This window comes from Burkholderia sp. LMU1-1-1.1 (assembly GCF_040675865.1).
GTDB lineage: Bacteria > Pseudomonadota > Gammaproteobacteria > Burkholderiales > Burkholderiaceae_D > Rugamonas.
In genome coordinates this window covers 1-22,334 of the sequence record NZ_JBEGHG010000026.1, presented here as the reverse complement: position 1 = coordinate 22,334, position 22,334 = coordinate 1, and the positions used below count along the sequence as shown (strand labels likewise).

The following is a 22,334-nucleotide window of genomic DNA, read 5'->3' as shown; positions in this document are numbered from 1 at the left end:
CGATGATAGTGCTGCAACCAGTGTGAAAGTAGGTTATCGTCAGGCTAGTTATAAGAAGAAGCCCACCAGGTGATCCTGGTGGGCTTTTTTGCGTCCATGCGCCGGGTCTTAAGCGGACCACGGAGACGCGTAGGGCGGATTAGCGAAGCGTAATCGGCCAATGTACGCTCCGTCGGCGGCTCATAAATGGCCGATTACGGCGTCCCGCCTAATCCGCCCTACGTGTCTCCGTGTCCTGCAGGCGTTCGTTGACACCTCCATGCTTCTCCGCGTCATAGCCGCGTCACATGCGCGCGCTAGACTTGCCTCTTTTTCAATTTGAGGTCCGCTAGCATGAAAACTCTTTCCTTATTGTCGCTCGCCGTATTCTCCGTCCTGGCCGGCTGCGGTGGCAGCGACAACGAGGCGCCCGCGCGCCCGTCGACGACCGGCGTGTTCCTCGATGGCGCGGTTGAAAACCTGGACTATGTCGCCGGCACCGCCGCCAAAGCCAGCACGACTTCCAAAGGCGAGTTCACGTGTTACGCTGGCGACACCGTCAGCTTCAGTATCGGCGGCATTGCCCTGGGCAGCGCACCGTGCGCGGCCACCATCACGCCGCTGCAACTGGCCGGCGTTACCGACATCAAGGACGTCAAAGTGATCAACCGCTTGCTGGCCCTGCAACTGCTGGATGAAGACAGCGATCCGTCGAACGGCATCAAGCTCGTCGCCGACGTGAAAACCGCGCTCGCATCCCGAAGCGCGGACTTCAGCGCGTCCGCCGCCACCTTCAATACCGCCATGACCGACAACCTGAAAGCCGCCGGCGCCAAGTACGCCGCCCGCACCGTCGACGACAACCGCCGCAGCCTTGTACGTGAACACTTCGAAGACACTCTGGCCTCCAAGGTCGGCACGCCGGTCAACGAATCCTTCACGCAGAAGACCCCACTCGGCGATGTGGCCGTCAGCGTGACCCGCTATCAAATCCAGGCGACTAACAATTTCTATATCCCCTACGAGGGCGGCAACGCCAAGGTCAAGGAAGACTTCCCGCTCGGTTTCCTGCCATCCTACGGTTCGTCGATCGCGTTCAAAGGCATCGCCGCCAATGGCGATCTGGAGTTTTACGGCCTGACCGATCGCGGCCCCAACGGCGACGGTCCGAACCTGCCGTCATTGAGCGGCACCGGTGTCACCGGCGCCAAGATCTTCCCGTCGCCGAGCTTTACGCCCGCGTTCGGCCTGATCACCGTCGGCAAATCCGGTGCGGCGCTGACGGCGTCGACGCCGATCAAGGTCTCCGCCAACGTCAACGCTTCCGGACTTCCGGTCGCGCCTGGTTCGGTGGGCAACTCGGCCGAGTTGCCGGTGATGGACGCGATGAAGTACGACGCCGCCAGCAAAGCCACGTTCAACGCCGGCGGCCTGGATTCGGAAGCCATCGTGGTCGACAAGAAGCGCAACGTGCTGTGGGTGTCGGACGAATACGGTCCGTTCATCGTCAAGATCGATCCGGCCACCGGCGTCATCCTGAACAAGTACGCGCCAGGCAGTGGCTTGCCGGAAATCTTCCTCAAGCGCCGCGCCAATCGCGGCATGGAAGGCATGGCGCTGGATACGACCACCGACAAGCTGCACGCCTTCCTGCAAAGTCCGCTCAGCGACGGCAACGCGCCTTATACGGTCACCGGCAAGAGCGAGGCGGTCGAACGCTATGCGCGCTTCACCCGTTGGGTCGAGTTCGATCCGACCACTGGCACCTCCGGCAAGATGTACGCCTATCCGCTCGATGCCGCCGATTACCAGGATGGCCGCACCGGCAACGCCAAGCTGGGCGACGTGGTCGCGCTGGGCAACGGTAAGTTCATCGTGATCGAGCAGGGCGCGGCGCCCGGCGGCAAGGTATTCAACAAGCTGATGCTGGTGGAGATCGGCGCGGCGACCGACATCGCGGCGGCGGCCTTCAACGTGGCGACGTCGGATCTGGAGAAAAGCAGCATGGGCGGCGCGGCTGTCAATGGCGCCGACTGGAAATCGGTGGTGGCGCTGAAGAAAACCCAGCTGCTCGACCTGAACGCGATCGGCTGGCTGGCGGAGAAGGCCGAAGGCTTGACCATCGTCGATGGCAACACGCTCGCGCTGGTCAATGACAATGACTTCGGCCTCAAAACCAAGGTCTACAACGCGGCCGGCGTGGCGGTGGACGATGCCGATGTCACCAAGTGCAATGTCGATGCGAACGGCGTCATCATCACCAGCAGCGCCGCCGGCTGTAATGCGGCCAACACGATCCGCGTTGCCCGTGGCGACGACCGCGAGCGTCCAAGCCGCCTGTGGCTGATTAAGTTCACCAAGGCGTTGACCGCGTTTTAACGGGAGGATGGGGCGGGCCTGCGCCCGCCCGTCGTCACGATCTTGTCATAATTTTATGGGATATTGAAAGTTTGCTTACTACAATATCCGGGACAACTATGCAGATCACCTTGCCGAAAGCTTCCTCCGCCATCCAGGCCTTGCTGGTCGCGGCGACCTTGCCGCTCACCATGCAATCGGCCTTCGCCGCCGACTTCACCATCAACGGCGCCAACAGCACGGTCCGCACCCTCGGCAAGGACGACACCGGCACCGTGACTGCCAGCGGCTCGCTGACGGTCGGCGGCGGCGCGGTGGCGGTGACCATCACCGGTAACAATGCGACACTCAACAACCAGGGCAGCATCCGCCAAACCGGCAGCGGCCGCGCGATCCGCGACAACACCGGCGCCACCGGCCTGCTCATCATCAACGGCAGCACCGCCAACGGCGCCGCCTTGATGCAGACCGCCGACGCCGACGTGATCCAGATGGCCAAGGCCAACGCCAGCGTCACGCTGAACAACTACGGCTCGATGATCTCGCTCAACGCCAGCGCCGGCGGCGCCCAGGCGGTCGACTTCAGCTCCATCACCAGCGGCGCCAACGTCGTTAACAACTTCAGCGGCGGCCTGCTGCAGGCGACCGAGGCGGACGCGGTGCGCGCCGGCGTCAACGGCGTCGTCAACAACAACGGCACCATCCGTTCGCTGACCACCAGCGGCGCCAGCAGCGATGGCGTCGACGCCCAAGGCAACACCGGCATCAAGATTTTCAACGGCGCGACCGGCCTGATCGAGGGTGGACGCCACGGCATCACCGGCGGCCAGGACAATGCCAACGCGAGCTTCGTCATCGACCTGACCAACCTGGCCGGCGGCGTGGTGCGCGGTAACAACGGTTCCGGCATCAATCTTGACGGGTTCAACAAGAACCAGACCGCCAACATCATCAACCACGGCAGCATCATCGGCCACGGCGTCACCGGCGATGGCGACGGGCTCGATGTCGACGGCCTGGCCACCATCACCAACACCGGCATCATCCGTTCGGTCAACGCCTTCAGCGCGCCGGCCGACGGCCTCGCTTACAGCGAGGGCATCAGCTTCGGCGGCGGCGCCGTCACCAATAGCGGCACGATCGAAGGGCTGGTCTCGGCCGGCAACACGAACGCGGTCGGTCGCGGCATCACCCTGGCCGGTAACGATCTGAGCAACGGTACCCGCGAGGGTCTGTACGGCAACGCGACGATCACCAATCAAGCCGGCGGCCTGATACGCGGCCAGAGCGATTCGGCCATCGTCGCCGTCGGCGCCGCCAGCGGTCACACCGTCACCATCTTCAACCAGGCCGGCGCCACGATCCAGGGCGGGGGCGCGACCAACGCCGCGATCAAGACCGGCGCCGACAATACCGTCATCGTTAGCGGCGGCAATATCGACGGCGCCAGCAGTGGCAAGGCCATCGAAATGGGCAGCGGTAACAACAGCCTGACCATTACCGGTGGCGGCATCACCGGCGGCATCAATGGCGGCGTCGGCGGCACCAACACGATGGTGGTCCAGGCCGGCGGCAGCTTCGCCTACGCCGGATCGATTTCGAACTTCAACAGCGTCGAATTCAAAAGCGGCGACGTGACCCTGTCAGGTGTGAGCACCTACTCCGGCTCCACCGTGCTGAGCGGCGGCACCCTGACCCTGGACGGGGCCAACCGCATCGCCGCCGGCAGCCAGCTGATCCTGAATGGCGGCGCGCTGCGCCTGACCAACGCGGGCGCGGATGGCCAGACTTTCGCCAGCCTGTCCCTGCTCGACAGCGCCTCCGTGCAACTCGGTTCTTCCTCGTTGACCTTCAACGGCCTGGGCGCGGTGGTCAGCGGCAAGACGCTGTCCTTCACCGAGGCCGCCACCGGCGGATACGCGTTCCGCCTGCTGGGCGACTACTCGGCCGACACCAGCTTCCTGGCGCTGATCGGCATAACCAGCATCAACGGCCAGCGGGCGACGTTCCGCTTCGACGGCGCTTACACCGATGTGGCCGCCGCAGCGGCCGTGCCGGAGCCGGCCACCTACGCCATGCTACTGGGCGGGCTGGGCCTGATTGGCGCCTTCGTCCGCCGTCGTCAGCAAGGGGTTTAGCCGATATCAAAGCGTAAGGGGCGCCGGGTTGCTACCTTCTTAGGGGTGAACCCGGAAGGAATTTCCCAATGGAATATGCGCAGCTGACCCCCGGCCGCCGTTTCGCCCCTCTTCATAGCCTGTTGTATTACAGCCAGCGCATCGTCACGCGGCCCGCGTTGCGCCGCCTGGTGGTGCGCGCGCTGAGCGCTGCCTTGCGCGTGCGGCAGGGATCGGGCAAAGAGTTGTACGGCAATACCGCGCAGGAGGACGCCGCGCTGGCGGACTTGAGCGACAGCGGATACGCGCCGCTGGGAAATTTGCTCGACAACGCGCAATGCGACGAGATCAAGGACTATCTAAAAAATAAGGCCCTGTTCGACCGCGATCACGACCGCGAGTCGTTCACGCTGATGCAGGCGCCCGCAGGCGTGCGCGTGGCCGACTATCATTTGCGCGACGTCATCGCCTGCCCGCACATCCTGGCGCTGGCCAACAGTCCGCCGCTGCTGGGGCTGGCCGCCCGTTACATGGACTGCAAGCCGACGATCTCCGCGTTGGGGCTGCGCTGGTCGTTTCCGGTGGAAGGGGATTGCAGCGCGTTGCAGGCCTTCCACCGCGACTCGGAAGATTGGCGCTATTTAAAGGTCCTGGTCTACCTGACCGACGTCGATCTCGACGCCGGGCCGCACGTTTATCTGCATGGGAGCCATCTGACCAGGGCGCCGATGCGGCTGCGCTTTTATACGGACACCGAAATCTCCAGCGCCTACGGCGCGGAGATGTTGCTGACGGCGGTCGGTTCGCGCGGGTTCTGCTTCGCCGTCGACACCGCCGGCATCCACAAAGGCACGGCGCCGGCGCGGCAACCGCGCCTGATGCTGCAGATCCAGTACTCGCTGCTGCCCAGCTACGCCTACCAGTACTCGCCCGAGATTTATCAGGGCCCGCTGATCCTCGACCCCTATGTGAACCGCCTGATCGTCAAGCCGCGCGGCTAGCGGCGCCCTTGCTCAGGCTTTCGCCATCCTCCTTGCGCAGCGACCGGAAGGTCAGCGACGACAGCATCGTCAGCACCGCCAGCGTGATGAAGGCATAGTGCAGCGCCGACGTCAGCGCCAGGCGGTTCGACTGCGGCAGGTCGCCGAGGAACCAGCCGGTGATCAGCGAACCGGCGGCCAGGCCGAAACTCATCGACAACTGCTGCATCGAACTGGCGATGGTGCTGGCCATGCTCGAATCGGCGTTGTCGATATCGGCATAGGCGATGCTGTTCATGCTGGAGAACTGCAGCGAATTGAAAAAGCCCAGGCAAAGGCTGATCATCACGATCACATACAGCGGCGTGCCCTGATGGACCAGGGAGAACATGCCGATGGTCAGGCCGATCAGCAGCGTGTTCACGGTGAGCACCTGGCGGTAGCCGAACCTGGCGAGCACGCGCGCCGAAATGAACTTCATGCCCATCGCGGCGGCGGCGGACGGCATCATCAGCAGGCCCGATTGCCATGCCGGCAGGCCAAGGCCCAGCTGGTACAACAGCGGCAGCAGGAACGGCAATCCGCCCACGCCGATGCGTGTGACGAAACCGCCCGCCACCGACACGCGGAAGGTGCGTATCTTGAACAGCGTTAGCCGCAGCAGGGGGAACTTGGCGTCCTGCGCGTGCCATACGTAGGCGGCCAGCAGGCTGCAGGCGATCAGCAGCAGCACCGTCGCCGACGTCGCATCGAGCTTGTGTTCACCGAAGATCTCCAGCAGCCATGACAGCAAGGCCACCCCGGTGCCGAAGAGGACAAGGCCGATCAGGTCCGGCGGCCGCACGCTGTCGCCGCGATAGTCCGGCATGTAGCGGTGCGCCAGGAAGATGGCCGCCAGGCCGACCGGCACGTTGACGAAGAAGATATCGCGCCACGTCAGCCAGTGCACGATCAAGCCGCCGACGGTGGGGCCGAGCAGGGGCCCGATCAGCGCCGGGATGATCACGAAATTCATCGCCGCCAGCAGTTCGGCCTTGGGGAAGGTGCGGATGATGGCCAGGCGCCCGACCGGCATCATCATCGCCGCGCCCAGGCCTTGCAGCAGCCTTGCCGCGACCAGCATCGGCGAATTGACGGACAGCCCGCACAGCACCGACGCCACCGTGAAAATGGCCACCGCCGACATGAAGACGCGCCGCGTGCCGAAGCGGTCGGCCATCCAGCCGCTGATCGGGATCGCCACCGCCAGGCTGAGGATGTAGCTGGTGACCACCGCTTTCAAGCTTAGCGGCGTGACCTGCAGGCTCACCGCCATGCTGGGAATCGCCGTGTTGACGATGGTCGAATCCAGCTGCTCCATGAAGAGGGCGGTGGCGACGACCCAAGGCAGATAGCGTTTGGCGGCGGAAGTAGTCATGCCTTCAATTGTCACATAAAAGGCAAGGACGGGTCATTAGGCCGGATTGTATGGGGCGCCGGGTGTTTCCCCCAAACCCGCTCCCCAGCGGTCCTCGAACATGATCTCGCTCAGCGGGCGTCGCTGGTCCCAGCGCTCCAGCTCCAGCATCGGCGCGCTGTAAAACTCCTCCACCTGCCCCACGCACAGCACGGCAATCGGCTGGCTGCCCTCCGGCATGCCGCAAATCTCCCGCAGCCGCTGCGGATCGAACATCGACACCCATCCCGCACCGATCCCCTCCGCGCGCGCCGCCAGCCAGAAGTTCTGCAGCGCGCACGCGGCCGACGCCAAATCCATCTCCGGCATGGTCCGGCGGCCGAACACATAGTTCTCGCGCTTGTCGACCAGGCCGACCACCAGCACCTCGGCGCAGGCCAGTATGCCTTCCACCTTCAACTGCATGAACTCCTCCGCGCGCTTGCCCAGCGCCTCGGCGGTCTTGATGCGCTCCTCGTTCACGTGCTGGTGGATGCTGGCGCGCAGCTCCGCGCTGGCGATGCGGATGAAGCGCCATGGCTGCATCAAGCCGACGCTAGGTCCGTTGTGCGCGGCGGCGATGAAGCGCAACAGCTGCCCGTCTTCCAACGGCCCCGGTTTGAAGTGGCGCACATCGCGCCGCTCGCGTATCGCGCGGTAGACGCCCTCGATCTCGGTATCGGAAAAAGCGTGTGGATTCATGGCGTCTTCTTCAGCGCGACCAGTGCGTCGAGCAGCGGCTGCGTGGCGTCGGCGATGCGATCCAGGCTGGTCTCGCGCAGCGCAGAGGTATCGACTGTGTGGTCGGAATGCAGACCGGCCCAGCGCAGCAGCGCGCCGCTGGCTTCGGGCGTATCGAACAGGCCGTGCAGGTAGGTGCCCAGTATCTGGTCGTCGGCCGAGCGCGCGCCCTCCGGCCGGCCGTCGATCAGGAAGGCGGGCGATGCCAGCGCGCCGCCGGTCGAGGCGCCCATGTGGATTTCGTAGCCCGCCACGGTGGCGCCATCGGCATCGAAGGCGCACGTGCCATGGACTTGTACCAGTCGTTTGTCGGCCGTCATTTCGGTGGACATGTCGAGCAGGCCGAGGGCGTCCGAGCCCCCGGCCTTGCCCTCGATGCCGAGTGGGTCGGTGACACTGCGTCCCAGCATCTGGAAGCCGCCGCATACGCCGATGACTTTACCGCCGTAGCGCAGGTGACGGGCGATCTCCTTCGGCCAGCCTTGTGCGCGCAGCCACTCAAGATCGCCGCGCGTGTTCTTGCTGCCGGGGAGGATGATCAGGTCGGCCTTGGGTATGGGCTCGCCCTGGCGCACGAAATGGAGATCGACGTCGGGATGGGCGCGCAGCGCGTCGAAGTCGGTGTGGTTGCTCATGCGCGGCAGGCTTGGCACCACCACGCGGAAAGCGCCCTTGGATGCCTGCACCGGCTGCACCGCGTCCTCGGCGTCGAGGAACAGACCGTGAAGATACGGCAGCACGGCGAGCACCGGCTTGCCGGTCTGCTGTTCCAGCCATTCCAGGCCCGGTTCCAGCAGCTTGATATCGCCGCGGAAGCGGTTGATGACGAAGCCTATGGTGCGCGCGCGCTCGCTCTCCGACAGGCAGGACAAGGTGCCGACGATGTGCGCGAACACGCCGCCGCGATCGATGTCCGCCACCAGCACCACCGGGCAGTCGACCTTTTCGGCAAAGCCCATGTTGGCGATGTCGCGATCGCGCAGATTGATCTCCGCCGGGCTGCCCGCGCCTTCGACGATCACGCTGTCGTATTGCGTCAGCAGGCGGTCGTGCGATTCGAGCACCGCCTGCATGGCCACGGTTTTGTACTGGTGGTAGTCGCGCGCGTTCATCTCGGCGCGCACCTTGCCATGGATGACGACCTGCGCGCCGATGTCGCTCGATGGTTTGAGCAGCACCGGATTCATGTCCGTGTGCGGCGCCAGGCCGGCGGCGATGGCCTGCAGCGCCTGCGCGCGGCCGATCTCGCCGCCGTCCGCCGTCACCGCGCTGTTGAGCGCCATGTTCTGCGGCTTGAACGGCACCACGCGCACGCCCTCGCGCTTGAGCAGCCGGCACAGGGCCGCGACCACGGTACTTTTGCCGGCGTCGGAGGTGGTGCCCTGTACCATCAGGGTCGAATAGGGGAAATTCACGTTAGTTTTTCCTGTGCTGGCGCGCCAGTTCGAGTTTTTCGCACAGGATGGTGGTGCCGGCGACCATGCGCGGGCCGGCGCGGTTCAGCAACTCGCCGTCCAGGGTGAAGAGATTGTCGTTGCGGACCGCCTTCATCGTGGTGTACGGCTTCCACAGCGCGACGCCGCCGTAGTCCTTCTCGGCGGTGCCGAAGACCGCCTCGGGGTCCGCCTGCAGCACCGCTTCCACGCTGACCACGGGCGCCGTGGTTTTGAGGTCGGCAAAGATGTTGACTCCTCCGCACAGGCGCATGGCGTCGCTGACGATGGACGCCCCATTGAGCGTGTACAGCGGCTTGTCCCACACCTGGTAGAACATGCGCACCGCCGGACGGTTGGAATACTGCTTGGCCAGCACAGCGAACTGCTTGCGGATTTCGGCGGCGGCGGGCTGCGCGACGCTTTCGGTGCCCATCAACTGGCCGAGGCGCAGCAGGTTGTCGGGGATGCCGTCCAGCTTCAAAGGCTCGCTATGGAAAATCGGAATGCCCAATTGGCGCAGCGTTTCGATCTGGCGCTCGGAGCTGCCGTGCATCCAGGCGACGATCAAATCGGGCTTCATGGCGATCACCCGTTCCATGTCGATCTGGCGGTTGGTGCCGATGCGCGGCAGTTTCTTTGCCGCTTCCGGGAAGTCGCTGTAGGTGACGGCGCCGACGATCTTGTCGCCGCCGCCCGCCGCATACAGCAATTCCGTCACATGCGGCGCCATCGCGATGATGCGCTGGGCGGGTTTTTGCAGCGTGATCACGTTGCCGTCGTCGTCGCGCACGCTGATGGGGGCGGCACTGGCGTCGGCAGTGGAAGCTGCGGCGGCGATGGCGGCTGTGCATAGGCAAAGCGCCGCGAGTTGGTTCTTCTTCATTGGTTAGTCCATTCGGTTAATGCGGTTTGCAGGCGCTGCCAGCCCGCTTCGTCGGGTGGCAGGCCAAGGCGGATGCCGCGCGCGGCGTGCTTGAACAGCCGCACCCAGATGCCGCGTTCCGCCATATGCTGCCAGAAGGCCTCCGGCCGCGCCTCGCTCCACCACTGGAACAACGGTGTGCCGTTCGACGCGATGCCGTGCGCGGCCAGCAGCCGGCGCAGGCGTTCGCCGCTGGCATGCAGCTGTTCGCGCGTGCCGGCTTGCCATTGCTTGTCGCGCAGCGCGGCGATGGCGATGTGCTGGGCCGGACCGCTGATGGTCCACGGGCCGAGCAGGTCGGCCAGGCCGCGCAGCAGATCCGGATGGGCGGCCACGAAGCCGAGGCGGATGCCGGCCAGCCCGAAGAACTTGCCGACCGAGCGCAGTACGATCAGACCGGATCTGCCGCTGTGGGCGGCGACACTATTGTGTTGCGACGTGTCGCCGAAGGCCTCGTCGACGACCAGCCAGCCGCCGCGCGCCGCCAGTTGATTCGCCCATTCCAGCAGCCGCGCGGCCGGCACCGTGGCGCCGGTGGGATTGTTGGGATTGACGACGACCACGACGTCGCTGGCGGCGACCGCCGCGTCCAGTTCGGCGTAAGGCGTTTGGGTCAGCGTGTGACCGTGATCGCTCCAGTGATGCGCGTGCTCCGCGTAGGACGGCGCGCTGACGGCAACGCGCGACGGCTTGCGCAGCCGGGGAAGCGCTTGTATCGCCGCCTGCGTGCCGGCCACCGGCAGCATCAGCGGCGCGCCGTAGTAGGCCTGCGCCGCACGCGCCAGTTCGGGATCGGCTTCCGGCAGGCGGTGCCACGCGTTGTCCGGCAGAGGCGGCGCGGGATACCAGCGCGGATTGATGCCGGTCGACAGATCGAGCCAGTCATCGCGGCCGAAACGCAGCGCGGCGTCGCGCAGATTGCCGCCGTGTTCAAGCATGTGCGTACTCCAGGATGAATGCCGCGACCAGCGCGCAGGATAGCCACAGCGCCGTGGTGCGGACCACCAGCTGCCATGCGCGGGCGATATCGACCCCGGTGGCCGGCTCGCCATGGCCCAGCGGCGGACGTTCCTCGACCTCGCCGTCGTAGATGGCCGCGCCGCCCAGTCGCACGCCGAGCGCGCCGGCGCCGCTGGCCATGACCGGGCCGGCGTTCGGGCTGCTCCATGCCGGCGCTTGCGCGCGCCAGCACGCCCAGGCGCGCCGTTTTCCTTGCAGTCCCGGCGCCAGCAGCACGTAGGACAGCGCGGTCAGGCGCGCGGGCAGGTAATTGAGGACGTCGTCGAGGCGCGCGGCGGCGCAGCCGAATTGCACCAGGCGGGGAGTGCGGTAGCCCCACATGGCGTCGAGCGTGTTCGCCATGCGGAACATCGCCGCGCCCGGACCGCCGGCGACCATAAACCAGAACAGTGTGCCGAAGACGGCGTCGTTGCCGTTTTCAAGCAGGGATTCGGCGCTGGCCTTGGTCAGTTCGATCTCGCTGGCGCTGGTGGTGTCGCGGCTGACGATGCGGGCCGTCAGCAAACGGGCGTTGGGCAGATCCTCCCGCGCCAGCGCCTCGGCGATCGGCAGGTTGTGGTCGCGCAGGCTGCGCAGGCCCAGTGCGAAGTAGAGCATGACGGCGTGCAGCGCATACATCAACCACGCGCTTAGCGGCGCGGCCAGCCAAACGAGCAAGGCGGCGATGACGGTCAGCGGCAGCACGGCCAGTGTCCAGGCCAGCACGCCGCGCCAGAAGCGCGAGTGGCCGCGATTGAGGCCGCGCTCCAGCGCCATCGCCAGATTGCCGAAGCCGACCAGCGGATGCCAGCGGCGCGCCTCGCCCAGTAAAAAGTCCAGCAGTACGCCGGCCACCATCAACACCGCAACGGCGTAAAAGCTCAACCCTGACAGCACGACTATCCTTTTAAGATCAGCGGCAGGCCGGCGGCGACGAACACCGCGCGGTCGCAGATCGCCGCCACCGATTGATTCAGACGTCCCTGTTCGTCGAGGAAGCAGCGCGAGATGGCGCCGGACGGCATGATGCCCAGTCCCACCTCGTTCGATACCAGTACCACGTCGCTGGTGCATTTGATCAGCGCGCTGGCCAGCATGTCCTGCTGTTCGTGGAACAGCGCCGGCAGGGTGATCTCGCCGACCTCGGGATACTGCTCGCCGCTGCTGAACAGCAGGTTGCTGAGCCACAGCGTCAGGCAATCGACCATGATCAGGCGGTCCGGGGACGACCAGCGCAGCAACTGGTTACCGAGGGCCAGCGGCTCCTCGACGGTGGTCCATTCGCCGGGGCGAGTGGCGCGGTGGTGCGCGATGCGGGCCGCCATTTCGGCGTCGCCGGCGGTGGCGGTGGCGATGTAGACGACTTCCTTGCCTGATTCTACGGCCAGGCGTTCGGCGTAGGCGCTTTTACCGGAGCGTGCGCCGCCCAGAACGAGTGTACGTGTCATACCGGACTCCTTGAAAACAGGGCGGCGACGGCCGCCGGGTTGGATGGGAAGTAAGCGTGAAAATACGAAGCGGTGAGCGATCCTGCGCGATACCAGGCTTCACCTTGTATTGCGGAGGGATGTTTAATAGTATGCGCCGCCGGCTGCACAGTTGTCGCCAATTTGGAGTAATGGAACGTGTGGCCGCGCAGGATTCCCTGTTCCGTGGGGAGCGCCTGCGGTCCGAGACCGGCCAGGCGTGGCTGCATTGCCACACTGCCGGTCAGTAGGCCGGCCATCGGCCAAATAGCACCGGATTGGTCGGCCAGCGTATCGGCCAGCGCCATCATGCCGCCGCATTCGGCGACGATGGGGACGCCCTTCTCGTGGGCGGCGCGCATGGACGATTTCCAGGCGCCTGCCCGCGACAACGCTTCGGCGTGCAGTTCCGGGTAGCCGCCGGGCAGATAGACCGCGTCGGCGCCATCGGGCACCGGTTCGTCGGCCAGCGGCGAGAAGAACGTCAAGGTCGCGCCGAGCGCTTGCAGGGTATCCAGGTTGGCGGGATAGAGGAACATGAACGCCGGATCGCGCGCGATGGCGATGGTTTTTCCGACCAGTGCGGGCGCCGGTTCCGGGGCCATGGACGTGGGAATGGCGATGTCGATGGCGCGCAGCCGCTCCCACGCGGCTTCGTCGAACACCAGCTGGTCGGCCAGCGTGTCGAGCAATCCGTCGATGTCGCTCACTTCCCCCGGCAGCACGAGGCCGAGATGGCGTTCCGGCAGCGATCTTGTCTGGCGCGGCATGGTGCCGAACAACGGAATATCGCGCAGCGACGCCGCCACCATTTTGGCGTGGTTTTCGCTGGCGACGCGGTTGGCGATCACGCCCGCCATGTCGACCGGGCCGTAATCGCGCAGGCCGTGCACCAGCGCGCCGGCAGTTTGCGCCATCGAGGAGGCGTCGATCACCGCCATCACCGGCACGCCGAACTCGCGCGCGAGGTCGGCGGACGACGGCGTGCCGTCATACAGGCCCATGACGCCTTCGATCAGGATCACATCCGCTTCGGCGGCCGCCCGCGCCAACTGGGCGCGGCATTGTTCCGGGCCGACCATCCACAGATCCAGCGTGCGCACCGGCGCACCGCTGGCGCGCTCCAGCAGCATCGGGTCGATGAAATCCGGACCGCACTTGAACACGCGCACGCGTTTGCCCAACCGAACCAGCTTGCGCGCCAGCGCCGCCGTCACGGTGGTCTTGCCTTGGCCGGAGGCCACGGCGGCGATCAGCAGCGCTTTGACCGTCGCCATTACCACTCGGTCCCGAGTTGCGCGCCGATGCCGGCCTTGAATGCGTGTTTGACGACTTCCATTTCGGTCACTGTGTCGGCGATGGCGATCAGTTCCGGCGGCGCGCCACGGCCGGTGATGACCACGTGCTGCATCGGCGGACGCGCCAGCAGGTCGTTGATCACCATCTCTACGTCCAGATAGCGGTATTTCAGCGCGATATTGAGTTCGTCGAACACCACCAGGCCGATATCGGGATCGGCGAGGAATTTCTTCGCCTGTTCCCACGCCAGCAGCGCTTTTTCGGTGTCGCGCTCGCGGTTTTGCGTCTCCCAGGTATAGCCTTCACCCATCGTGTGGAAGCTCACCTCGTCCGGGAAGCGGCGCAGGAAAGCTTCCTCGCCGGTCTGCATCGCGCCTTTGATGAACTGCACCACGCCCACCTTCATGCCGTGGCCCAGGGCGCGGATCACCATGCCGAAGCCGCTCGAGCTCTTGCCCTTACCGTTGCCGGTGTTGACGATGATGATGCCGATTTGCTTGTCGGCGGCGGCGATCTGCGCGTCGATGATGGCCTTTTTGCGTTCCATGCGCACGCGATGGCGCTCGTTGAGCGCCGCTGTTTCGGCGGCGATATCTGTGTTCTGGTCGGTCATTCGTTGTCCTCGGTGGGAATGAAGATGCTGCGTTTGCCGTGCTGGATGATGTCGATCGGGTGGCCCAGGTACTCGCTCAGGAGATCGGCCCGCATCACGTCGGCGGTGGTGCCGGCCAGCCAGCGGCCGTCGCCCATCAGCAGCAGCGCGTGGGTGGAGACGCCGTGCGCCAGGGTCAGGTCGTGGCCGATCATGACGGCGGTCTTTCCTTGCTCGCGGCACAGCTGCGACAGCAGCTTCATGACACCGACCTGGTGTCCCAGATCGAGCGCGTTGGCCGGTTCGTCGAGCAGCAGCAGCGGCGTGTCCTGCGCCAGCATGGCGGCGATGGCCACGCGTTGGCGTTCGCCGCCGGACAGCGTACGCACGTCGCGCGCGGCCAGTTCGGCCACCTCCATCGCCTCCAGCGACTTCATGGCGATTGCCTGGTCCTCGCCGCCTTCCCAATAGCGGTTGTCGTGGTAGGGATGGCGCGCCGACAGCACGGTTTCGATCACGGTGTAGGCGAAGGCGTCGCTGCGGCTCTGCGCCAGGAAGGCGCGCTGGCGTGCCAGTTCGGCCAGCGGCCACTCGTTCAATGCCCGCCCGCCGATGGCCACGTGGCCGCCGTCCGGCGGGCGCAGGCCGGCCAGGGTGCGCAGCAGGGTGCTTTTGCCGGCGCCGTTGCGGCCGATGACGCTCCAGCATTCGCCGTCCTGGACAAGCCAGTTCAGGTCCGCGATCAGCTGGCGCTTGCCGATTTTCAGGGAGAGGTGGTGGGTGCTGATCATATTATTTACGCAGCCGATGTAGCTGGTACAGGAACACCGGCGCGCCGATCAGGGCCGTGACCACGCCCACCGGCAACTGCTGCGGCGCGATGATGGTGCGGGCCAGCGTATCGGCCAGCAGCAAATAGCTGCCGCCGGCCAGCGCCGCCGCCGGGATCAGCAAGCGGTGGTCGGGACCGACGGCGAAGCGGCAGGCGTGCGGCACGATCAGGCCGACGAAGCCGATGCTGCCGGCGCTGGTCACGGCGCTGGCGGTCAGCAGCCCCGAGGTGAAGAACAGGCCTTTGCGCAGGGCGCCGACGCGGATGCCCAGGGTGGCGGCGGCCTCCGCGTGCAGCGCCATCACGTTCATGGCGCGCGCGTTGCGCAGCGCGAAGATCAGCGCCCCGGCCAGCACCACCCACGGCATCCAGCGCAGCGGCGCGCCGGACAGGTCGCCGATCATCCAGAACACCATGGTGCGCAGGCGGCTCTCCGGCGCGATCGACAGCATCAGGGTGACCAGCGCCATGCAGGCGGACGACAGGATCACGCCGGTCAGCAGCAGCAGGGCGGTGCCGCCTTCGGCCGCCGCGCCGCCGCGCAGGTCGCGCCGCGCCAGCATGTAGAGCGTCATCGACACGACCACCGCGCCGGCGAAGGCCGCCGCGTCGACCATCCACGCGGCGCACATGAACATCAGCGCGGCCAGCGCGCCGACCGAGGCGCCCGAGGATATGCCCAGGACATACGGGTCGGCCAGCGGGTTGCGCAACAGCGCTTGCATCATGACGCCGGCCAGCGACAGCGCGGCGCCGGTGACGAAGGCGGTGATGGCGCGGCTCAGGCGCAGGTCGAGCAGGGTGGCGGACAAGGTCGAGGTCTGGCCATGCAGCAGATCGGTGACCGCTGCGGGGATATCGGAAAGGGGAATCGCGACCGAACCGGTCATGCCCGAGAAAACCAGGCTGGCAAACGCGAACAGGGCCAGGCCGGTCAAGGTGACGGCGGCGCGCTGCTGCAGATTGCGTGAGAAAGAATGCATGCACTACTTTCAGAGAGTGGGAAGCACTGGCAGATTACAGTATTACAAGCTTAAGCAAGACTTAGCGATGACACTGGAGACAGGTAGGGCGGATTAGCGGGAACCGCGTAATCGGCCATGTATGAGCCGTCGGCGGCGCGGCGATGGCCGATTACGCTGCGCTAATCCGCCCTACGTGTCTCCACGGGTTTCAACTTACCCAGGCCTATTTATAGCCGTAGCGGATGCCCGCAAATACATTCGAACCCGGCGTGGCGTAATTCCGCGCCAGATCATACCGCTTGTCGCCGATGTTATTCCAGCGGACCAGCGCAGACCAGTCGCGCGAGAAGGCGTAGGTCGCGTACAGGTTCACCAGACCGTAGCCGCCCAGCCGATTGCGATTCGCCGCATCGTCATAGCGGTCGCCCGACACTTCCAGCTCCGCGCCGGCCTTCAGCGCGCCGATGCCATAGTCGGCGGTCACGTTGCCGTGCTTTTTGGCGCGGCGCAGCAGGCGTTTTCCGGTCGTCTCATCTTTCGGGTCTTGCAGGTCGACGTTGGCGGCGAGGTTGATGCCGGCCAGCTTTGTGGCGGCCGACAGCGTGATCCCCTCCAGCGTCGCGCGATTGACGTTGTAGGCGCAGCCGCTCGGATAGCCGGTGCGGCCGAACGGGCACGGGTTGATGTTAACCAGCATATCCGTCAAGCGGTTGCGGTAGTACCCGGCGCTCAACGCGTTGACGCCGTCGTCGTAGCGCAGGCCGACTTCGGCGTTGCGGCCTTTTTCCGGCTTGTTGGCCGGATTGCCATAGCCTGGGAAGTACAACTCGTTGTAGGTCGGCGCGCGGAAGCTGGTGCCGTAGCTGGCGGTGGCGCGCAGCGCCTGCGTGATGTTGTAGCCGTAGCCCACCGAGCCGGTATTCTGCGAACCGTAGGCAGTGTTGTCGCGGCGGACGCTCGCGCTCAGCAGATTGGCGCCGCGACGGGCGTTGTACGAAGCGGCGAACGAGTTGGTGGTGCGCTCTGGATCGCGCAGGTCGAAGCCGTTGGTCCGCACTTCCTCCTTGCGATGTTCATACAGCAGTTGCAGCAAATCGGCGCCAATGCGCAGATCGTTCTGCCAGGTGATAAAGCTTTGCTTGGTGTTGATGCGCGCATAACCGCTGGCGCCGGCGTTGGTGTAGTTTTCGCCCTTGTCCTTGGTCTCCGAGTACTGCAGCAGACTGTCCCACATCGGCGTCAGCTGTCCCTTGGCGTAAACGCTGGCGGTGTCGATGACGTTCTTGCTGCGCACGTCGTACGAGCCGGCGTTGGCGCTGTCGTATTGCGAATCGAGTTTGCTGTGCATGAAAAGCGCGCCGGCCTCGTAACCCTTGGCCAGCTGCAGGCTGAATTGACCGGAGACGTTTTCCTTGTCGTAGCCGTCGTCGTCCGGATTGTACGAGGACAGGCCGGGGCGTGCGCTCGAGAAGCCGTCCGACTTTTCCTTGCCGGCGCTGACCGCGTAACCGAAGCTGTGCTCACCGCCCGTGGCGCCCGATACCGTCACGTCGGCTTCGCGCGTGTTGTCGCTGCCGTAGCCGGCGAAGGCCGTCACCGCCGGCGCGCCCTGGCCCTTTTTGGTGAAGATCTGGATCACGCCGCCGATGGCGTCCGCCCCGTACAGGGAGCTCAGTGAACCGTAGACGATTTCGATATGATCGATCGCGGTCAGCGGGATGGCGCTCCAGTTGGCCGCGCCGGTGGTGGAAGAGCCGATACGCACGCCGTCGACCAGCACGATGCTTTGATTGCTGTTGGCGCCACGGATGTAGACGTTGGACGAGCTGCCGGCGCCGCCGTTGCGCGTCACTTCGATACCACGCTGGCGCTTGAGCAGGTCGACCACCGACCCGGCGCCGGCTTCGGCGATCTGTTCGGCCTTGATGGTGACGGTGTCGCTGATGATGTCGGCCAGCGCCTGCGGCGTGCGGGTGGCGGTCACCACGACGGTGCCGGCGGGCGCCTCGTCGGCGTAGGCGCCGGTGTGCGAGAAAGCGGCGGCCATTGCCAGTGCCAGCGAGGTCAGTGCCACCGGGCGGCGTGCCAGGCGGGAGATAGGAAAGGACATGATTTATTTTTCTGTTAGGAGCAACCGGCCTACTTCCCCGTGGGCCAGATTGAACAGAAGCGGAAAACCGAGAGATGCGCGCGCACATTCGGTTCGCCCACTTCCACCTGCTTTGGCCGGTATCCGGGCTGGCAAGTTAGACCATCTCACCTTCCCATGCGGAGCACAGTGGTTGTCAGAGCTGGTTTGTCGCGCGCCGCGCGACACTTGCTTACCGTTGCGGGGGCAGCACACGTGGGCCGCGGGGCGGCTTCGTGTTTCCCGTTTAACTGCGCGTCCGGACGGACGCGCGGGCACCAAAGCCGGTCATTATACGGGTTTGGTGTGGGACTTGATAACTAGCGAAAAATAAATCGGTGAAGGGGTTCTGGCTTTTTTGCTATCATTATCGCCACCTTGCCAGGTGGTTCACCTGCTGTCGTTGGAGTGCCCATGTTCGACCCTCGTCTTGTTCCGCCATCCGCTCCGGTGACGTTGCGCCCGATGGTCAATCCGCGTCCGGTGGTGAAAGTGGTGCCGCTTTTCGACGGCCACCAAGTCGTCATCGTCGATAACTTTTTGGCGGAACCCGAAACGATGGTGGAATACGCGGCGCTCCAGCGCGGAGAGTTCCTCGACTCGGCCGGCAATTACTATCCCGGACCGGAATTGCCGTTGACGGGACGCTTCGTCTCCAGCGTGCAGGAAGCGTTCCTGCTGCACGCGCGTGCGCCGCTCAAAGCGCGCCGGGTGCTCGGTATCGCCTGCCGTCTGTCGCTGGCGACGCGGCGTCCGGAGCAGCTGTTGCCGGGCCAGCGCATGCCGCATCGTGATTCCTACGATCTGGAGCCGATGGAGGGCGTCGGGGCCATGGTCCTGTATCTGTTCAAGGACGAGCGGCTGGGCGGCACCAGCTTTTTCAAGCCCAGGTTGCCACCTGCGGAAATCAACGCGCTGCTGCGCGAATTGAGGCGCATGGAACAGGCGGGGGAGTCACCGGTACTCACCAAGCCGCCGACATTCGCCATCGCCTCGGACGAGCATTTCGAGAAGGTGCTAACGGTTGAACCCAAGTTCAACAGGGCGATTTTTTATAACGGCCAGGTGTTCCACTCCGGGCATCTCGCGGCACCCCATTTGTTGGTCGATGATCCTGCTGTCGGCAGGCTGACGGTCAACGCCTTCTTCAAGCTGCGCATGGCCGCGAGCTGAGTCCGGGCCCGGATTTATTCTAGGATCAAAGTGGCGCCGTAGGCGATATGGTGTGGAATCCGGGCGGCTTGCAGGGCCATCTCCGGCGGCGCCAGGCCGGCGTGGCAGGCGGACAGCAGACGCATGGCGCCCGCGTGGCAGATGACGATGGCTCCGCCGTCGTCGCCCAGCTGGCGCTGGAGGTCGGCGTGGAAGGCCGCGATGCGCGCGGCCATCCGCAGCACGCTCTCGCCGCCGCCCGGTTGGTAGTCGACCATATCGGCGGCCCAGGCGTCTATTTCGGCGCGCGGAATGTCATCCCAGGCGCGCATCTCCCAGCCGCCGAAGTGCATTTCGACCAGGCGGGCGTCGAAGATCGGAGTGGCCGACAGGCAGGCGGCGAGTCCCGCGCAGCGGCGCAATGGACTGGAATATACGGGCAAACCCGCGGGCAGTCGCGGCGCCAGCGCGGCGAGGGTGCGCTCCAGCTCCCCCGGCGCGACGTCCAGATCGGTGCTGCCGTAGCAGACGCCCGCATCGACCAGCGGTTGGGGATGGCGGATCAGTATCAGCCGCATGGGTCAGAAAAACTGCGCGCCGGTGTGCAGGCCGGCGAGCACGCACAGGTAGAAGATCGCTTCGGTCACTTGCTGTACGGCGCCCAGGCAATCGCCGGTGTAGCCGCCGATGCGCCGCACGAACTTCCGTGCCAGCCAGAGGGTCGCGACCAGCGCCAGGGCCAAGCCGCTGATCAGCATTGTCCATGACAGCCAGCCCAGATAGATCAGCATCAGCGCCGGCAGCAGGGCGGTGATGGCGGCGATGGCGAATTCCATGGTGCGCATCTTTTGCGCCAGGGGCTTGGCCTTGCCCTCGGCGCGCGCGTAGTCCAGCCGCCAGATCAGCGAGACCGCCATCAGCCGCGACATCGGATGGGCCAGTAGCAGGGCCGCCAGCACCCTGGAGGGCGGTATCTGGGTCAAGATCGCGCACTTCAGTAGCAGCAGGCAGAATATGCCGATCGCGCCGTAGGCGCCGATGCGGGAATCCTTCATGATCTCCAGCACGCGTTCCTGCGTCACGCCGCCGCCGAAACCGTCGCACATGTCGGCGAAGCCGTCTTCATGGAAGGCGCCGGTGACGTAAATGCCGGCGGCGACCGACAGGATGACGGCGATCGCCGGCGGGAGGAACTTGAAGGCGAGAACGTAGACCGCGCCGGTGATCAGCGCGACAACCACGCCGACCAGCGGAAAATAGCGCGACGCTTGATTGAGCCACGCGGGATCGAAGCCTACCCAGCGCGGGATCGGCAGGCGCGTGAAGAACTGCAGCGCGGTGAAGAACAGTCGGAGCTGGTGCACTGACCCGGCCCTTACTCGGACTTTTCGCTGACCTGGGCCGATTCGAACGTGGCCATCTGGTTCAGGAAGTTGACCGCCGCGTGCAACAGCGGCAACGCCAGCGCGCAGCCGGTGCCTTCGCCCAGGCGCAAGCCGAGATTGAGCAAAGGCTTGGCGTCCAGCGCCGCCAGCATTTGTTCATGGCCGTTTTCATCGGAGCAGTGCGCGAAGACGCAGTAATCGAGAATCGCCGGTTGCAGGCGGGCGGCGACCAGCAGCGCGCTGGTGACAATGAAGCCGTCGATCAGCAGCACCTTGCGCAGTTCGGCCGCCTTCAGCATGGCGCCCGCCATCATGGCGATTTCCAATCCACCGAAGGTGGCCAGCACGTCGAGCGGCTCCGTGACGGCTTCGTGCCGGGCGACTGCCGCTTCGATCACGCGCTGCTTATGGTGGATGCCTTCGGCGGAGAGTCCGGTGCCGGCGCCCACGCAGTTTGCCACCGGGATGCCCGTCAGCTTGTGCATCAGCGCGGCGGCGGAGGTGGTGTTACCAATGCCCATCTCGCCGAAGCCGACGACATTGCCATCCAATTCTGCGGCCAGCATCATGCCGGCGGCCAGTGCCGCCTCGCAGGTGGCGTGGGTCATCGCCGGTTCCTGCGCGAAGTTGTGGGTGCCGTTGGCCAGTTTGCGGTCGGTCAGGCCGTCGCGCGGGCCGAAGTCGTGATTGACGCCGGCGTCGATGACGTGCAGCTCGCAGTTGTTCTGCGACGCGAAGACGTTGATCGCGGCTCCGCGCGCCAGGAAGTTTTCCACCATCTGCCAGGTCACGTCCTGCGGATAGGCGGAGATGCCTTCGGCGACGATGCCGTGATCGGCGGCGAAGACCAGGATGGCCGGCTGCGTCAGCGCCACTTCGCGGCTGTTCTGTATAAGGCCGATCTGTTTGGCCAGCGATTCCAGCACCCCCAGGCTGCCAAGCGGTTTGGTCTTGTTGTTAATAGCGCGGTCGAGCAGGGCGCCGAGCGCATCGTTGTTAGTAGCGGAGATGGTTGGAATGAACATGGGCTGCTTATGGATCGAAGAATTTGGCATTTTACTCTTGCCAGCCACGGCGGCCCTTGCTATAGTTCGCCCCCTCGCAGAACGACGTACACAAATACGGAGTTAGCGTAGAAGACGAAGAAAAAGAAGTGCTTGACGAAATATTCGAAACGCCTCATAATCTTGCCTCTTCGCTGATGAACACAACGCTTCTTCAGCAAGCAGTACCGAACAAGTTCTTTAAAAATTAACAGTCGATAAGTGTGGACGTTTGATGAAAGTGCACGCGGAGCCTCGGTTCCGCGATACTTAAAATATCAAATGTTCACAAGAAGTAATGAAATAGGCGCTACGAAAGTAGTGGCCTGTCAGTATTTTGAGTGAGCGACCCGTCGGCAACGACGGTGGCAGAAATGCCAAATAAACAGAGATTAAACTGAAGAGTTTGATCCTGGCTCAGATTGAACGCTGGCGGCATGCCTTACACATGCAAGTCGAACGGCAGCGCGGGGCAACCTGGCGGCGAGTGGCGAACGGGTGAGTA

General features: G+C 65.0%; 19 protein-coding genes, 1 rRNA gene and 1 riboswitch. Of the genes, 5 read left to right on the top strand and 15 right to left on the bottom strand.

Annotated elements, in window-relative coordinates:
• Nucleotides 1-333 precede the first annotated feature (333 nt).
• The 3 genes from MRBLMU1_RS21325 (at nt 334) to MRBLMU1_RS21315 (ending at nt 5,455) form a co-directional block, all read left to right on the top strand.
• Complete coding sequence (locus tag MRBLMU1_RS21325; protein ID WP_363505402.1) at nt 334-2,358, top strand: esterase-like activity of phytase family protein; 2,025 nt, start codon at nt 334-336, stop codon at nt 2,356-2,358.
• 98 nt (nt 2,359-2,456) lie between these two features.
• A complete protein-coding gene (locus MRBLMU1_RS21320) occupies nt 2,457-4,475 on the top strand; it encodes a beta strand repeat-containing protein (protein ID WP_363505399.1) in 2,019 nt (672 codons plus the stop codon).
• Nucleotides 4,476-4,543: 68 nt separating this feature from the next.
• The gene (locus tag MRBLMU1_RS21315) at nt 4,544-5,455 is read left to right on the top strand and encodes a phytanoyl-CoA dioxygenase family protein (RefSeq protein WP_363505396.1); all 912 of its coding nucleotides are present in this window, start codon (nt 4,544-4,546) and stop codon (nt 5,453-5,455) included.
• On the opposite strand, the gene MRBLMU1_RS21310 is transcribed toward MRBLMU1_RS21315, so the two are convergent.
• The 12 genes from MRBLMU1_RS21310 to MRBLMU1_RS21255 all read right to left on the bottom strand — a co-directional run bounded on the left by MRBLMU1_RS21310 (nt 5,439) and on the right by MRBLMU1_RS21255 (nt 18,231).
• Nucleotides 5,439-6,851 carry a DHA2 family efflux MFS transporter permease subunit gene (locus MRBLMU1_RS21310; RefSeq protein WP_363505393.1) on the bottom strand — a complete coding sequence of 471 codons (1,413 nt, stop codon included), beginning with the start codon at nt 6,849-6,851 and terminating at the stop codon, nt 5,439-5,441. The genes MRBLMU1_RS21315 and MRBLMU1_RS21310 overlap by 17 nt on opposite strands.
• A 36-nt stretch (nt 6,852-6,887) precedes the next feature.
• Nucleotides 6,888-7,571, bottom strand: a complete 684-nt coding sequence (bluB, locus tag MRBLMU1_RS21305) for a 5,6-dimethylbenzimidazole synthase (protein ID WP_363505389.1) — start codon at nt 7,569-7,571, stop codon at nt 6,888-6,890.
• Nucleotides 7,568-9,001 (bottom strand): cobyric acid synthase, encoded by a 1,434-nt coding sequence (locus MRBLMU1_RS21300; protein ID WP_414646104.1) that lies wholly within the window; start codon nt 8,999-9,001, stop codon nt 7,568-7,570. Before MRBLMU1_RS21300 ends, bluB begins: the two co-directional genes overlap by 4 nt.
• Nucleotides 9,002-9,026: 25 nt before the next feature.
• Nucleotides 9,027-9,929: a cobalamin-binding protein gene (locus MRBLMU1_RS21295; RefSeq protein WP_363505383.1), complete on the bottom strand. Its 903-nt coding sequence runs from the start codon at nt 9,927-9,929 to the stop codon at nt 9,027-9,029.
• Nucleotides 9,926-10,906: a threonine-phosphate decarboxylase CobD gene (gene cobD, locus MRBLMU1_RS21290; RefSeq protein ID WP_363505380.1), complete on the bottom strand. Its 981-nt coding sequence runs from the start codon at nt 10,904-10,906 to the stop codon at nt 9,926-9,928. The genes MRBLMU1_RS21295 and cobD overlap by 4 nt, the downstream gene beginning before the upstream one ends.
• Entirely contained in the window at nt 10,899-11,864 is a 966-nt protein-coding gene (gene cbiB / locus MRBLMU1_RS21285; RefSeq protein ID WP_363505376.1) for an adenosylcobinamide-phosphate synthase CbiB, read from the bottom strand. The genes cobD and cbiB overlap by 8 nt, the downstream gene beginning before the upstream one ends.
• 2 nt (nt 11,865-11,866) lie before the next feature.
• Entirely contained in the window at nt 11,867-12,415 is a 549-nt protein-coding gene (gene cobU, locus MRBLMU1_RS21280) for a bifunctional adenosylcobinamide kinase/adenosylcobinamide-phosphate guanylyltransferase (protein ID WP_363505373.1), read from the bottom strand.
• Nucleotides 12,412-13,710: a cobyrinate a,c-diamide synthase gene (locus MRBLMU1_RS21275; RefSeq protein WP_363505370.1), complete on the bottom strand. Its 1,299-nt coding sequence runs from the start codon at nt 13,708-13,710 to the stop codon at nt 12,412-12,414. The genes cobU and MRBLMU1_RS21275 overlap by 4 nt, the downstream gene beginning before the upstream one ends.
• Nucleotides 13,710-14,345, bottom strand: coding sequence for a cob(I)yrinic acid a,c-diamide adenosyltransferase (cobO, locus tag MRBLMU1_RS21270; protein ID WP_363505367.1), 636 nt, complete (start codon nt 14,343-14,345; stop codon nt 13,710-13,712). Before cobO ends, MRBLMU1_RS21275 begins: the two co-directional genes overlap by 1 nt.
• Complete coding sequence (locus MRBLMU1_RS21265; RefSeq protein WP_363505364.1) at nt 14,342-15,115, bottom strand: ABC transporter ATP-binding protein; 774 nt, start codon at nt 15,113-15,115, stop codon at nt 14,342-14,344. Before MRBLMU1_RS21265 ends, cobO begins: the two co-directional genes overlap by 4 nt.
• Before the next feature lies 1 nt (nt 15,116).
• Nucleotides 15,117-16,139, bottom strand: a complete 1,023-nt coding sequence (locus tag MRBLMU1_RS21260; protein ID WP_363505361.1) for a FecCD family ABC transporter permease — start codon at nt 16,137-16,139, stop codon at nt 15,117-15,119.
• A gap of 205 nt (nt 16,140-16,344) precedes the next feature.
• Complete coding sequence (locus MRBLMU1_RS21255; RefSeq protein WP_363505358.1) at nt 16,345-18,231, bottom strand: TonB-dependent receptor domain-containing protein; 1,887 nt, start codon at nt 18,229-18,231, stop codon at nt 16,345-16,347.
• A 97-nt stretch (nt 18,232-18,328) separates the two neighbouring features.
• A riboswitch (cobalamin riboswitch) is annotated at nt 18,329-18,547 on the bottom strand.
• Nucleotides 18,548-18,663: 116 nt separating this feature from the next.
• Here MRBLMU1_RS21255 and MRBLMU1_RS21250 point away from each other — a divergent pair.
• Entirely contained in the window at nt 18,664-19,422 is a 759-nt protein-coding gene (locus MRBLMU1_RS21250) for a DUF6445 family protein (protein WP_363505355.1), read from the top strand.
• 14 nt (nt 19,423-19,436) lie between these two features.
• Here the strand turns inward: MRBLMU1_RS21250 and MRBLMU1_RS21245 are convergent, their stop codons facing one another.
• From MRBLMU1_RS21245 to cobT, 3 genes are read right to left on the bottom strand one after another with little or no spacing between them, the layout of a single operon-like run.
• Nucleotides 19,437-19,979, bottom strand: a complete 543-nt coding sequence (locus MRBLMU1_RS21245; RefSeq protein WP_363505352.1) for a histidine phosphatase family protein — start codon at nt 19,977-19,979, stop codon at nt 19,437-19,439.
• A gap of 3 nt (nt 19,980-19,982) precedes the next feature.
• Entirely contained in the window at nt 19,983-20,765 is a 783-nt protein-coding gene (locus tag MRBLMU1_RS21240) for an adenosylcobinamide-GDP ribazoletransferase (protein ID WP_363505349.1), read from the bottom strand.
• 11 nt (nt 20,766-20,776) lie between these two features.
• Nucleotides 20,777-21,811, bottom strand: a complete 1,035-nt coding sequence (gene cobT / locus MRBLMU1_RS21235; RefSeq protein WP_363505346.1) for a nicotinate-nucleotide--dimethylbenzimidazole phosphoribosyltransferase — start codon at nt 21,809-21,811, stop codon at nt 20,777-20,779.
• 412 nt (nt 21,812-22,223) lie between these two features.
• On the opposite strand from cobT, the gene MRBLMU1_RS21230 reads away from it, so the two are divergent.
• Nucleotides 22,224-22,334: ribosomal RNA gene (locus tag MRBLMU1_RS21230) — 16S ribosomal RNA — on the top strand; the annotation flags it as partial.